This is a genomic window from Streptomyces sp. NPDC026659 (genome assembly GCF_040638245.1).
Lineage (GTDB): Bacteria > Actinomycetota > Actinomycetes > Streptomycetales > Streptomycetaceae > Streptomyces.
This window is the reverse complement of record NZ_JBEZXY010000005.1, coordinates 389,586-402,202: the sequence shown is the minus strand read 5'-3', so window position 1 is coordinate 402,202 and position 12,617 is coordinate 389,586. Positions and strand designations below refer to the sequence as shown.

Here is a 12,617-nt window from a genome sequence, read left to right as displayed (position 1 = left end):
AGCGGCGCCCGTTCCGGTTCCCGGCGCTCAGCCCAGGTGCCGGTACCGCCCCCGGAAGTACAGCAGCGGGCCGCCCTCCGTGCTCGGCACGTGGGCGGTGAGGACGCGGCCGATGACCAGGGTGTGGTCGCCCGCGAGCACCCGCTGTTCCGTACGGCACTCCAGCGTCGCCAGCGCGCCGGAGATCAGCGGAGCGCCCGTCGCCTCGCCCCGGGTGAGGTCGAGGTCGGCGAAGAGGAGGCGGTCGCTGATGCGGCCCTTCATCGAGAAGCGGCCCGCGATCTGGCGCTGGTGGTCGGCGAGGACGGAGACGGCCCAGAGGGGCTGTTCCTCCAGGAGCTCGTCCATGCGGCCGCCGGTGCGCAGGCTGACCATGACCAGCGGGGGGTCCAGGGAGACCGACAGGAAGGCCGTGGCGGTCATGCCCACGTCCTCCGTGCCCGGCGCGTACGGGTCGTCGGGGTCCAGCGGCGGCTCCTGCGCGGTCACCAGGACCACTCCGGCGGCCAGCCGGGACATCGCGGCCCGGAACTCGTCGTCGCTCACCCCCTCAGGATGCCCGGAAGCGGTCCGGGCGGTGGGGGACGGGGCGGAGGCGGAGATGTTCAGCACGCCGGAAACGCTAATCCGCCACACCGGCCCGCCGCATCGGCCCTTCGTCCGAGAGCGGTCCTAGGACCCCGGCCGCACGCCCGGGAGCACCCGGACCGGGGTCCCGGACAACCGTCCCGACCCGCCCGCCTGCCGATTCGTACGGCATATGCGCATGTTCACTCACTTTGCGTTCAAGAACAGTGCTGGGAAAACACAGAAACTCCACTCAATTGTTCACGTTCTGCTGTGACTTGAGTCACAAGGGGCAATAATTGTTGACCCTGTGTACCGAGTGGGGAGCGCGCTGTGATTCAGTGGCGAGAAGAAGCCTTGATTCGCAGCGAGGTCTCGGGGGAGGGGGAGGGCGAGCATGGAGACAGAGGCGGAGCCGTACGTCCCGCTCACATCCCTGCGTCAGCTGCATCAGGTCATGGCCGAGATGAACACGGCCCGCAGCCTGGCGGACACGTTGCAGATCGTCGCCGACGGCGCGGTCGGCGCGCTGGGGTACGAGATGGCGTGCGTGAACCTCGTCCGCCCCGACGGCGACCTGGTGGTCGCCGCCTTCTCCGGGAACCCGGCGGCCGAGGCCCTGATCATGGGCCGGGTCGGCGCCCGCGAGTCCTGGGAGCGGCGCCTGCGCATGGGCGAGCTGTGGGGCGACCTCGTGTTCATACCCCACCACGAGGGCTGGGTCCTCGACGACGACGACGTCCCCCAGTGGTACACCGAGGCCCCCGTCCCCCGCATCGACGAGGAATGGCACCCCGGCGACCGCCTTTTCGCGCCGATGTACACGCCCGGCGTCCAGGGCGGGGCCCGCGGCGAGCTGATCGGCGTCATATCCGTCGACCGTCCGCACGGCGGCCGCCGCCCCGGCGCCTGGGGCCGCGAGGCCCTCCAGATGTACGCCTTCCAGGCCGCGATCGCCCTCAGCAACGCCCATCTGCGCGCCAACATGCAGCGCGCCCTGGTCCGCCTGGAGCGCGACCAGCAGGCTCTTCGCGCCAGTGAGGAAAGCTTCCGCCAGGCCTTCGAGTACGCCCCCTCCGGCATGGCCATCGCGGAGATGGACGGCGACCACCACCAGGGCCGCGTCCTGCGCGCCAACGACGCCCTGTGCCGGCTGCTCGGCCGCCCCGCCGCCGCGATGCGCCGCTACTCCTTCGCCGACCTCGTCCACCCCGAGGACGTCACCACCCTGCGCCGTACCTCCCCCGAGGGCGGCCGGGGCGAGCTGCGCCTCGCCCGCCGGGACGGCTCGTACGTCTGGGTGTCCCTGCGCAACTCGGTCGTCGCGGACACCACCGACGGCCCCCGCTTCCTGCTCACCCACGTCGAGGACATCGAGGAGCGCAAGCGCCGCGAGCTGCAGCTCGCCCACCGCGCCTCCCACGACTCGCTGACCGGGCTGCCCAACTCCGCCGAGCTGCGCGCACGCCTTGCCGCCCGGCTGTGCCGCCGCCAGGCCCGGGCGGACGGCCTGGACTCGCTCGACGCGGCCTACGGTCACCCGGGCGACGCGGACGGCGGGCACGGCTTCGACTTCGCCTCCGGCGCCGAGGCGTACGACGCCTTCGACCACCATGTCCACACCATCGCCCCGGAGGGCGCCCACGACGACGGCGCCAAGGGTCTCGCGGTGCTCTTCTGCGACCTGGACGGCTTCAAGTCGATCAACGACCGCTTCGGGCACAACGCGGGCGACGCGGTGCTGATCGAGGTGGCCCGCCGGCTGAGCAACGGCGTGCGGGACGGCGACACGGTCGCCCGGCTCGGCGGCGACGAGTTCGTGATCCTCGCCGACGGGCTCGGCCGGGCCGACGCGCAGGACCTCGCCGGACGGCTGCGCGGCGAGATCATCCAGCCGATCCGGGCCGAGGGGCGGGCCGTGCGGGTGGGTGCCAGTTTCGGCATCGGCTGGGCGCACTGCGGGATGACGGCCGACGAGGTGCTGAAATCGGCCGACGAGCGGATGTACGTAGAGAAACGATCTCGTCCCAAACAGCACCGGCGCGCGGGGTGATTCGCAGGTCAGTGGGCTGAGACAGGCTGACTCGCCCGATTTGAGGGGCCCGTCGGTGTCCCCCGATCGAGCGAATTCGGCTATGCGGGAAGGTAGGCTCGCCATGCCTACCCGTACCCCATCCGCCCGCACCTGCTTGAGGAGTACCAGGGATGACGCCCGGCGACAACGGCGCGAGCACGCCCGAGGAAGACGACCCGTTCGGCTACCTGTACGCCGACGGCCAGGCCAGAGGTGCCCAGCCGCCGTCCGGCGGTTACGGCTACCCGAACGCGGTCAGCCGGGTGCGCGCGGTCGGTGAGCGCCAGTACCCCCAGCAGCAGACGTACGGCCAGCAGGTCCCGCAGCAGCAGGGCGCCTACGGGCAGCCGACCGCCCAGTACCCGGCCCCGGAGCAGCAGCCGCAGCCGGGCGGCCTCCCGACGGGCAGCCGGATGCAGCAGAACGCGGGTCGTGGCGGCCCCAACACCAAGGGCCTCCTGATCGGCGCGATCGCGGTGGTCGCCGCGGTCGTCATCGGCATCAGCGTGGCCATGTTCAACGGCGACTCCGGCGACGAGGCGAAGGGCGGCGCGAGCCCCGGCCCGACCCAGTCCCAGAGCGCCGAGCCGCAGCCCAAGGCCACCGCCTCGGCGCCCCCGGGCGAACTCCCGAAGGCCGACGCGGCCGACAGCTCCGTCCAGTTGGCGGGCGGCGCGGCCAAGGCGTCGGACGTCAAGGGCGCGCAGGCGGCGGGCGGCACGTACGTGGGCGGCCTCAACCAGGTCGGCGCGTCGGTCACTTGGAGCGTGAGCGTGCCGGAGGACGGCCCGTACACCTTCTTCATGCGCTACAGCGCGACGGGTGAGGACCAGTCGATGACGGTCACCGTCAACGGCAAGGACTTCGGCAGCAAGGCGGGCCTGGAGAACTACCGGCACGTGGCCGACGGCGACTTCGAGAACGGCTGGGTGACCTCCTTCGTGTACCCGGACCTCAAGAAGGGCGCCAACACGCTCTCCGTCTCCTGCCAGGCGGGCGACAAGTGCAATGTGCTGATGGACCAGTTCTGGATCAAGAAGGGTCACGTCAAGCGCTAGTCCCGGTCCTCCGGGACCGGGCTCAGGCCGCCTCCGCCGCGCCGGTGACCTCGATGCGGCCGCACAGCTCGTCGTAGGCGGCGCGGTCGAACTCCCCGGCGGCCGGGGCCAGTACGGCCGCCGCCGACAGGGCGACCGCGCGGGTCAGGCGGTCCGGCCAGGGGAGTTGTTCCACCAGGCCCGACAGCAGGCCCGCGACCGCCGCGTCGCCCGCTCCGGTCGGGTTGCCGCGCAGGGGGGCGGGTGGGGTCGCGCGCCAGTGGCCCTCGGGGGTCGCGGCGAGGAGGCCCTCGGGGCCGAGGGAGGCGACCACCGCGTGGGCGCCGCGGCGGCGGGCGTCGCGGGTGGCGCGCAACGGCTCGTGGGAGCCGGTGAGTTCGGCCAGTTCCCCGGCGTTCGGCTTGACGAGGTCGGGGCGGGCGGCGACACCGCGGCGCAGCGGCTCGCCGCTGGTGTCCAGCAGGACCGGCACTCCGGCCGAGCGGGCCACGCGTATCAGGCCCGCGTACGCCCCCACCGGCACACCCGGGGGCAGGCTGCCCGAGAGGGCGACCGCCGAGGCACCGGCGAGCAGGCCGTCGTAGGCGCGCAGGAAGGCGGCCCATTCGGCAGGGGAGATCTGCGGTCCGGGCTCGTTCAACTGGGTGGTGTCGCCGGTGCGTTCGTCCACCACGGCGATGGTGCGGCGGGTCGGGCCCGCGACCTCCACCAGCGCGTCCGTCAGCCCCGCCGTGCCCGCGAGCCGGTCGCGCAGCACCCCGCCGGTCGCGCCGCCCGCGAACCCGGTGACCGTCACCTCGTGGCCGAGCGCGGCCAGCACCCGGGCCACGTTGACGCCCTTGCCGCCCGGCCGTTCGGCCACGTCGGAGACGCGGTGGGAGGCGTGCGGGCGCAACGACCGTACGCGGTACGTGATGTCGAGAGCGGTGTTCAGTGTGACCGTGAGGATCACCCGGTCCGACCTCCCTCGAAAGTTGGCGCGGCTTCGGTTTCCGGGGCCCCGATCATGCCAAAGAGACGGCGGCCGGCCCACCTCGGGGACAGCCACCGTCCAATGAAGGAGGGTACGGATCAGGGCAGTTGGGGCGTGACCACCCATTCGCCCCGCCGCATGACGCCCTTCACCGCGAACTCGGCGTCCAGCAGCACGAGATCGGCGTCCTTGCCGGGCTCGATCGAGCCGATCCGGTCCGAAAGGCCAAGCAGGCGGGCCGGGTTGGCGGACAGCGCGGTCACCACGTCGGTCACCGGCAGCCGGTCGACGGTGACCGCCCGCCGGAAGGCGCGGTCCAGGGTCAGTGTGGAGCCCGCGATGGAGCCGCCCTCGACCAGCCGGGCCACGCCGCCCTCGACCTCGACCTCCAGCGGGCCGAGCAGATAGCGCCCGTCGCCCACGCCCGCCGCGTCCATCGCGTCGGTGATGAAGGCGACCCGCTCGGCGCCCGCGTGGTGGAAGGCCAACTGGAGCGCGGCCGGGTGCAGATGGACGCCGTCGTCGATCAGCTCGACGGTGACCCGCTCGTCCTCCAGCAGCGCGGTGATGGGGCCGGGGGCGCGGTGGCCGAGCGGGGGCATGGCGTTGAAGAGGTGGGTGGCGACGGTGGCGCCCGCGTCGATGGCCTCGACGGTCTGCTCGTAACTCGCGTCGGTGTGGCCGACCGCCGCGATCACGCCCTGCTCGGCGAGCAGCCGTACGGAGTCCAGGCCGCCGGGGAGTTCGGTGGCGAGGGTGACCATGCGGGCCTGCCCGCGCGCGGCGTCGAGCAGCTTGCGCACCTCGGCCGGGTCGGGGTCGCGCAGCAGCGCCTCGGAGTGCGCGCCCTTGCGGCACGGGGAGATGAACGGGCCCTCGAAGTGGATGCCCGCGATCTCGCCCTGTTCGGCCAGTTCGCTGAGGAGCCCGGCGCGGCGGGCCAGCAGGTCCAGGTCGTCGGTGACGGTGGAGGCGACCAGGGTGGTGGTGCCGTGCGCGCGGTGGGTGCGTACGGCGGTCAGCGCGTCCTCGGCGCTGCCCGCGAAGGAGGCGCCGCCGCCGCCGTGGTTGTGCAGGTCCACGAAGCCGGGGACCAGCCAGTGGCCGCTCGCGTCGAGCACCTCGGCGCCTGCCGGGGCGGGGGCCGCCCCCTCGGCCGCCCCCTCGGCGGGGCCCGCAGCGGTGATCCGCGTGCCCTCCACGCTCACGCGGCCGTCGTCCACCACGCCGGTGGGCAGCACCACCCGTGCGCCGGTGAGTACCAAGCTGGGAGCCATCAGGCGGTTACCTCCGAGGGATCGGTGCGGCCTGGGCCGGCAGGGCCCAGGAGATCGTGGGCGAGCAGTCCGGCGCCGAGGCATCCGGCGGTGTCGCCGAGGGCCGCGGGGACGAGGACGGGCGGGGTCTGGAAGGTGATCCGGCGCCCCACGGCCTCCCGCAGGGGACGGAACAGCGTCTCGCCCGCCTCCGCGAGACCGCCGCCGATGATCAGGGTGCCCGGGTCGAGCAGGGTGAGCGCGGTGACCAGGCCGTCGGCGAGCGCGTCCACCGCGTCCTGCCAGATCCGTCCGGCGGTCCGGTCGCCGTTCGCGACGGCCTTCGCGCAGTCGGCGGCGTCCACGCCGTCCTTGCCGCAGGCGCGCGCCCACGCCTCGCCGACGGCGGCCGCCGAGGCGTACCGCTCCAGGCAACCGCGTTGCCCGCAGGGGCAGTCGGCGCCGCCGGGGCGTACGACGATGTGGCCGATCTCACCGGCGAAGCCGTGCGCGCCCGCCTCGACCCCGCCGCCGATGCCGATGGCGCCCGCGATGCCGGTGCCGAGCGGCACGAACAGGAAGCGGCCGGCGCCCTTCCCGGCGCCGATCCGGCCCTCGGCGAGGCCGCCGGTGCGCACGTCGTGGCCGAGTGCCACGGGCACGCCGAGGCGCTCGGCGAGCAGGTCGCGCAGGGGTACGTCGCGCCAGCCGAGGTTGGCCGAGTAGACCGCGCGGCCGCCGCGCTCGTCCACGATGCCGGGCACCGCGACGCCCGCCGCGAGGGCGGGTCCGCCCAGGTGCGCGGCGCCGTACGCGGCGAGACCGGCGGCGAAGTCCAGGATCTCCGCGACCACCGCCTCCGGGCCCCGCTCGCGTCCGGTCGCGCGGCGCTCGCGGTGCAGGAGTACGGGGGCGGTCCCCGGGGCAGACGCGCTGTCGTCGCCGAGGAGAGCGGCCTTCATCCAGGTGCCGCCCACGTCCAGGGCGATGACATGTCTCACCCGTCCAGTGTGACCCGGTGACCCATGAGAGGTCTAGTCCACTTACGTGGTGTAGACATGTGTTCACATAGCGAACAGTCGATCAGTGGAATCGGGGTTTTGACGGTGCGTCGGCGTACGGCAAGAACGATCGCGGTGGTGTCCGCAGTGGGCATGGCGGCGGTCCTCGGCGGCTGCGGAACCACGGGTTCCTCGCATGTGACCCTCAAGCTGGTCGCAGCCGACTACGGCGACTCCCCGGCCAACAGCTCCAAGAAGTACTGGTCCACGCTCGCCGACGCGTACGAGAAGCAGCACCCCGACGTGAAGGTCGAGGTGAGCGTCTACTCGTGGAACGACGTGGACCGCAAGGTCAAGGAGATGGTGGACGCCGGGCACGCCCCCGACATGGCCCAGATCGGCGCCTACGCCGACTACGCGGCCGCGGGCAAGCTCTACCCCGTCTCCGACCTGCTCTCCATCCGCGCCCAGGCCGACCTGCTGCCGCAGCTCTCCGACGCGGGCGACTGGAACCACACGCCGTACGGCATGCCGTTCGCGGCCTCCACGCGCGTCCTCTTCTACAACAAGTCGCTCTTCGCCAAGGCGGGCATCACCGAGCCGCCCGCCACGTGGGACGAGCTGGCCGCCGACGCCGAGGCGCTCAAGGGCCAGGGCGTGAAGTACCCCTACGCGCTGCCGCTCGGGCCCGAGGAGGCCCAGGCCGAGACCATGCAGTGGCTGCTGAGCGGTGGCAGCGACTTCACGGACGACATGGGCACGTACACCATCGACTCCTCCCAGAACGCCAACACGTTCACCTGGCTCAAGGACGACCTGGTCGACAAGGGCCTGACCGGACCGGTCGCCCCGGGCCGCCTCAACCGTGCCGCCGCGTTCTCCGCCTTCACCGACGGCCAGGTCGGCATGCTCAACGGCCACCCCACGCTGATGCAGCAGGCCGCGGCCAAGGGCGTGAAGTTCGGCATGGTCCCGATGCCGACGCGCGACGGCGCCCACCAGCCCGCGATGGGCGTCGCCGACTGGATGATGGGCTTCAGGCAGAACGGCCACGCCGACCAGATCGGCAGCTTCCTCGACTTCGTGTACGACGAGCAGAACGTGCTCGCCTTCTCCCACGAGTACGGCCTGCTGCCCGTCACCACCTCCGCCTCCGAGGCCATGGGCGAGTCCGAGGCGCCCCGTGACAAGGCCCTGCACCCCTTCCTGGACCAGCTGCAGTCCGCCGAGCAGTACCCCGTGAACAAGATCTCCTGGGCCGAGGTCAGCGCGGCCGTCAAGCAGGACATCGGCCAGGCCGTCTCCCCCGACGGCAACCCCTCGGGCGTCCTGACCCGACTGCAGTCGGCGGCCACCACGGCGGACAGCCGGGCCTCCGCGCTCTGACCCATGTCGGCGGCCGGGGTTACGGTTGCCGACATGGAACTGGGCACCCGCGAGAAGGCGATCCTCGCGCTGGAGCGCCGGGGCTTCCCCGGCCCCGGCGCCAAGGAACGCGCCATCCGCGAACAACTGGGCCTCGCCCCGGTCCGCTACTACCAGCTCCTCAACGCCCTCCTGGACGACGAGCGAGCCCTCGCCCACGACCCGGTGACGGTGAACAGACTGCGCCGGGTACGTGAGGCGAGACGGTCGGAGCGGTGACGCTGCGCTCGCTTTGACGGGGTGGGCGCGGGGGGCCGGGTCGGAGCGAGACGGCCGGAACGCTGACCTCGTGCGCCGACCCGGAGCGCCGGGTGACTCCGGGCACCGGGTGACACCGGCGGACCGCTCACGGGGAGGAGTGCGCCGGGGTCCTCGCGGATAGTGTCGTTGCATGGGTATCCCCGAGACGGACTCCGCCACTCCGAAGGACCTTCCGGTTCCGACGACCCCGGCCGGCCGGGACGGTCTGCGCGCGCTGTTGGACGGGGCGCGCGGGGCCGTGGTCGGGCTGGACTTCGACGGCACGCTGGCTCCCATCGTCGCCGACCCCGCGCAGGCGCGCGCCCACCCCGGCGCGGTGCCCGCGCTCGCCGAGCTCGCGCCGAAGGTGGCCTCCGTGGCCGTGATCACGGGCCGCCCCGCCGGGGTCGCCGTACGCAACGGCGGCTTCGCCGGGATCGCGGGCCTGGAGCACCTCGTCGTCCTCGGTCACTACGGCGCCGAACGCTGGGACGCCGTCACCGGCACCGTCAGCGCCCCCGCCCCGCACCCCGGCATCGCCGCCGCCCGCGCCGAACTGCCGGGCGTCCTCGACCGGGCCGGGGCCTGGCCCGGTACCTGGATCGAGGAAAAGGGCCGGGCCGTCGCCGTACACACCCGCCGCGCCGAGGACCCCGAGGCCGCTTTCGAGGCCCTGCGCGCCCCGCTGACCGACCTCGCCACCCGGCACGGCCTGATCGTCGAACCCGGCCGCCTGGTCCTCGAACTCCGCCCGCCCGGCATGGACAAGGGCGTCGCCCTCCTCGACCACGTCCGCGCCCTCGGCGCCGACGCCGTCCTCTACGCGGGCGACGACCTCGGCGACCTTTCCGCCTTCGCCGCCGTGGAGAAACTCCGCACCGGCGGCACCCCCGGCCTCCTGGTGTGCAGCGGCAGCACGGAAGTACCCGAACTGGCGGAACGGGCCGACCTGGTGGTCGATGGCCCGGAGGGCGTGGTGGAGCTGCTCCACACCCTCGCCGCACACATGGGCTGAGCGGGCCCGGCTCAGCCCCCCAGCGCCGCCAGCTGGTCCAGGAACCAGCGGGTCGGGGGGAGGGCCGTGGCCGCCGTGGCCAGGCGCTTGGAGCGTTCGGCGCGCTCGTCGGGGGGCAGGGACAGGGCCTCGTGGAGGGCCTCGGCCGTGCCGACGACGTCGTACGGGTTGACCGTGATCGCGTCCTCGGACAGCTCCTCGTACGCGCCCGCCTCGCGGGACAGCACCAGGGCCACGCCCTCGTCCGAGACGACGGGGACCTCCTTGGCGACCAGGTTCATGCCGTCGCGGATCGGGTTGACCAGGGCCACGTCGGCGAGGCGGTAGGCGGCCAGGGAACGGGCGAAGTCGTCCTCGACGTGGAGGAGGACCGGGGTCCAGCCGGGCGTGCCGAACTCGGCGTTGACCTCGTCCGCGATCCGGCGCACCTCGTCCGTGTAGGCGCGGTACACCGCCAGGTCCTGCCGGGACGGGTACGCGAAGGCCACGTGCACGACCCGCTCGCGCCACTCCGGGTGGTCCGCGAGGAGGCGGCGGTACGCCAGGAGCCCGCGCGCGATGTTCTTCGACAGCTCGGTGCGGTCCACCCGGACGATCGTCCGGCGCCCCTCGCCGATCTCCTCGCGGAGGGTCACCATCCGTTCGGACACGTCCGCCCGGTGCGCCCGCTCCCGCAGGAAGTCCGCGTCCGCGCCCAGCCCGTGCACCCCGATCTCCGTGCCCGACGGGATGCCGGGGCCCAGCACCGCGTGACAGCACGCGGTGAACGCGTCCGCCCAGCGCCGGGTCAGGAACGCCGCCCGGTCCGCGCCCAGGATGCCGCCGAGCAGCTCGGCCGCGATGTCGTCGGGGAGCAGGCGGAAGTAGTCCGGCGGGGCCCACGGGGTGTGCGAGAAGTGGCCGATGCGCAGGTCGGGGCGGAGCTGCCGCAGCATCCGGGGGGCGAGGGCCAGGTGGTAGTCCTGGATCAGCACCGCCGCGTTCGGCGCCGCCTCCTCGGCCAGCGCCTCGGCGAACGCCCGGTTGTACTCCCGGTACGCCTCCCACTGCCGCCGGAACTCCGCGTCGAAGACCGGCTCCAGGGGGGTCTGGTAGAGCATGTGGTGGGCGAACCAGAGCACCGAGTTGGCGATGCCGTTGTACGCGTCGGCGTACACCCCCGCGTCGATGTCCAGCATCCGTACCCGCTGCCCGCCGGTGTCCGCCTCGGGCAGCAGCCCGCCGTCCGCGCGCCGCACCGCCTCCCGGTCACCGTCCCCGAGCGCCGCGCACACCCACACCGCGTCGGTGTCGGGACTGATCGCCGACAGCCCGGAAACCAGCCCGCCACCACCGCGCCGCGACGTCAGCGCACCGTCCGGACCCACCGTGTACGACACCGGGCCACGATTCGACGCGACCAGCACCTCAGCACCCTGAGTTGAAGCCATGGTCCTCAACCTAGCCCGGCACCCAAACCCTCAAACGTGCCCGCGACCCGGCGCGGCGCCTTGTATACGGCCCTCCGCATACGGTGCGTGGCGCCGGGTTCTCCGGCAGGAAGGCGCTGGGTCCCGGTCCCGACGCCTTGCGCGGCCGGAGGCCGCGGAGGCCACCACGGCCCGCGGCCGCCGACGGCGAGGACGCCCCACGGGGGCCACCCGCACCCGACGACGAAAGTCGCACGGGCGGTGCGGGTGGGAACGAAGACCGACGCCGACGGCGAAGCCGAGGCGCCCCCGTCAAGCCACCCGCCGCTCCGCGTACTCCGCGATCTCCGCCATCGGCGGCCGCTCCTCCGTGTCCACCGAGTACGTACGCGGCTCGAACCCCGACACCCCCCGCTCGAACTGGGTCAGAGAGGGCCGGATCAGATGCCCGCGGGCCAGCCGCAGCTGAGCCGTGCGATAGATCGCGGCCGACATACGCCCGAGGGCCTGCCCGTCCTGGTGCCGGTGCTTGCGCACACCCACGTCGACCTGCGCCAGCGCGTCGAGCCCCACCAGATGCAGCGCGTCGACCAGCATCCCCAGCTCCACGCCGTACCCCACCGGGAACGGCAGCTGCTCCAGCAGGGAGCGCCGCGCCGCGTACTCACCCCCCAGCGGCTGTACGAAACCGGCCAGCTGCGGCCAGTGCATGTTCAGCAGGGGCCGCGCCATCAGCTCGGTGACCCGGCCGCCCTGTCCGGCGGCGCCGGCGAGCGGCCGGTCGTACATCGCCTTGACCAGGTCGACGCCCGGATCGGTGAGCAGCGGGCCGACGATGCCGAGGACGAAGTCCGAGGAGAACTCCTTCAGGTCCGCGTCCACGAAGGCCACGACGTCCCCGCCGGTCGCGAGCAGCGACCGCCACAGCACCTCGCCCTTGCCGGGCACGGCGGGCAGCCGGGGCAGGATCGCGTCACGGTGCACGACCCGCGCGCCCGCCGCCGCGGCGACCTCGGAGGTGCGGTCGGTGGACCCGGAGTCCACCACGACGATCTCGTCCACCAGCGGCGCCTGCGCCATCAGGTCGTGGCGGATCACGGAGACGATGTCACCGACCGTCTCCTCCTCGTTCAGCGCGGGCAGCACCACGGACACGGTCTGCCCGGAGCGCTGCTTGGCGGCGAGGACACGGTGCAGCGGGCGGTCGGCCACGGACCAGGAGCGGGTGGCCAGCCAGCGCTCGGTTTCTTCCAGCATGGTCTGCGGCTCCTTCACTGTGGGGGGACGTACGGTCACACCTGCCGGTGTTCATGAACCCGTCTCGCGGTTCGGACGACACCTTCAACTGTGCTGGCCTTCGGTTACAGTCTTGAACAACGCCGATGACCATCGCATGTCCGAGACGATCGGCGTCCACAACCGAATACAGCTCATCCAGAGGGGCAGAGGGACACGGCCCTGCGAAGCCCCGGCAACTCCAGTCGGTCTCGTGCGCGACGCATCAGCGACGCACCGCGAGGCTCCCGGCTAGGGAAGGTGCCAAATCCGTCTCACGGCGAGATTCGTCGTGAGGAAGATGAGGAGAAAGGGCCTCGCCTC

General features: G+C 72.9%; 11 protein-coding genes and 1 riboswitch. Of the genes, 5 read left to right on the top strand and 6 right to left on the bottom strand.

Going from position 1 to position 12,617, the window contains the following annotated elements:
- Positions 1–27: 27 nt before the first annotated feature.
- Positions 28–612 carry a flavin reductase family protein gene (locus AB0E91_RS15990; RefSeq protein ID WP_361781097.1) on the bottom strand — a complete coding sequence of 195 codons (585 nt, stop codon included), beginning with the start codon at positions 610–612 and terminating at the stop codon, positions 28–30.
- Between the two features lie 352 nt (positions 613–964).
- Here AB0E91_RS15990 and cdgB point away from each other — a divergent pair, with 352 nt between their 5' ends.
- Both cdgB and AB0E91_RS15980 read left to right on the top strand, forming a co-directional pair.
- Complete coding sequence (cdgB, locus tag AB0E91_RS15985; RefSeq protein ID WP_361781094.1) at positions 965–2,620, top strand: diguanylate cyclase CdgB; 1,656 nt, start codon at positions 965–967, stop codon at positions 2,618–2,620.
- A gap of 152 nt (positions 2,621–2,772) precedes the next feature.
- Complete coding sequence (locus tag AB0E91_RS15980; RefSeq protein ID WP_361781091.1) at positions 2,773–3,699, top strand: carbohydrate-binding protein; 927 nt, start codon at positions 2,773–2,775, stop codon at positions 3,697–3,699.
- A 22-nt stretch (positions 3,700–3,721) separates the two neighbouring features.
- Here AB0E91_RS15980 and AB0E91_RS15975 read toward each other — a convergent pair whose 3' ends face one another.
- The 3 genes from AB0E91_RS15975 to AB0E91_RS15965 form a co-directional block, all read right to left on the bottom strand.
- Entirely contained in the window at positions 3,722–4,651 is a 930-nt protein-coding gene (locus AB0E91_RS15975) for a 1-phosphofructokinase family hexose kinase (RefSeq protein WP_361781088.1), read from the bottom strand.
- A gap of 119 nt (positions 4,652–4,770) precedes the next feature.
- On the bottom strand, positions 4,771–5,949 hold the full coding sequence (nagA, locus tag AB0E91_RS15970) for an N-acetylglucosamine-6-phosphate deacetylase (RefSeq protein WP_361781085.1): 1,179 nt from the start codon (positions 5,947–5,949) through the stop codon (positions 4,771–4,773).
- Positions 5,949–6,929 (bottom strand): ROK family protein, encoded by a 981-nt coding sequence (locus AB0E91_RS15965; protein WP_361781082.1) that lies wholly within the window; start codon positions 6,927–6,929, stop codon positions 5,949–5,951. Before AB0E91_RS15965 ends, nagA begins: the two co-directional genes overlap by 1 nt.
- Positions 6,930–7,064: 135 nt before the next feature.
- On the opposite strand from AB0E91_RS15965, the gene AB0E91_RS15960 reads away from it, so the two are divergent.
- The 3 genes from AB0E91_RS15960 (at position 7,065) to otsB (ending at position 9,609) form a co-directional block, all read left to right on the top strand.
- Complete coding sequence (locus AB0E91_RS15960; protein ID WP_361781079.1) at positions 7,065–8,315, top strand: extracellular solute-binding protein; 1,251 nt, start codon at positions 7,065–7,067, stop codon at positions 8,313–8,315.
- Positions 8,316–8,348: 33 nt separating this feature from the next.
- Positions 8,349–8,573, top strand: coding sequence for a DUF3263 domain-containing protein (locus tag AB0E91_RS15955; protein ID WP_161183463.1), 225 nt, complete (start codon positions 8,349–8,351; stop codon positions 8,571–8,573).
- 172 nt (positions 8,574–8,745) lie between these two features.
- Positions 8,746–9,609 (top strand): trehalose-phosphatase, encoded by an 864-nt coding sequence (gene otsB, locus AB0E91_RS15950; RefSeq protein ID WP_361781075.1) that lies wholly within the window; start codon positions 8,746–8,748, stop codon positions 9,607–9,609.
- Between the two features lie 11 nt (positions 9,610–9,620).
- On the opposite strand, the gene AB0E91_RS15945 is transcribed toward otsB, so the two are convergent.
- Together AB0E91_RS15945 and AB0E91_RS15940 are read right to left on the bottom strand one after the other, a co-directional pair.
- Complete coding sequence (locus AB0E91_RS15945; protein ID WP_361781072.1) at positions 9,621–11,039, bottom strand: trehalose-6-phosphate synthase; 1,419 nt, start codon at positions 11,037–11,039, stop codon at positions 9,621–9,623.
- 291 nt (positions 11,040–11,330) lie between these two features.
- A complete protein-coding gene (locus AB0E91_RS15940; RefSeq protein WP_361781069.1) occupies positions 11,331–12,275 on the bottom strand; it encodes a glucosyl-3-phosphoglycerate synthase in 945 nt (314 codons plus the stop codon).
- A gap of 170 nt (positions 12,276–12,445) precedes the next feature.
- Positions 12,446–12,601, top strand: a riboswitch (SAM riboswitch).
- Positions 12,602–12,617 lie beyond the last annotated feature (16 nt).

Coding starts and splice junctions, on each gene's coding strand:
- cdgB (WP_361781094.1), top strand. CDS start 965: ATGGAGACAGAGGCGGAGCCGTACGTCCCGCTCACATCCCTGCGTCAG.
- AB0E91_RS15980 (WP_361781091.1), top strand. CDS start 2,773: ATGACGCCCGGCGACAACGGCGCGAGCACGCCCGAGGAAGACGACCCG.
- nagA (WP_361781085.1), bottom strand. CDS start 5,949: ATGGCTCCCAGCTTGGTACTCACCGGCGCACGGGTGGTGCTGCCCACC.
- AB0E91_RS15955 (WP_161183463.1), top strand. CDS start 8,349: ATGGAACTGGGCACCCGCGAGAAGGCGATCCTCGCGCTGGAGCGCCGG.
- otsB (WP_361781075.1), top strand. CDS start 8,746: ATGGGTATCCCCGAGACGGACTCCGCCACTCCGAAGGACCTTCCGGTT.
- AB0E91_RS15945 (WP_361781072.1), bottom strand. CDS start 11,039: ATGGCTTCAACTCAGGGTGCTGAGGTGCTGGTCGCGTCGAATCGTGGC.
- AB0E91_RS15940 (WP_361781069.1), bottom strand. CDS start 12,275: ATGCTGGAAGAAACCGAGCGCTGGCTGGCCACCCGCTCCTGGTCCGTG.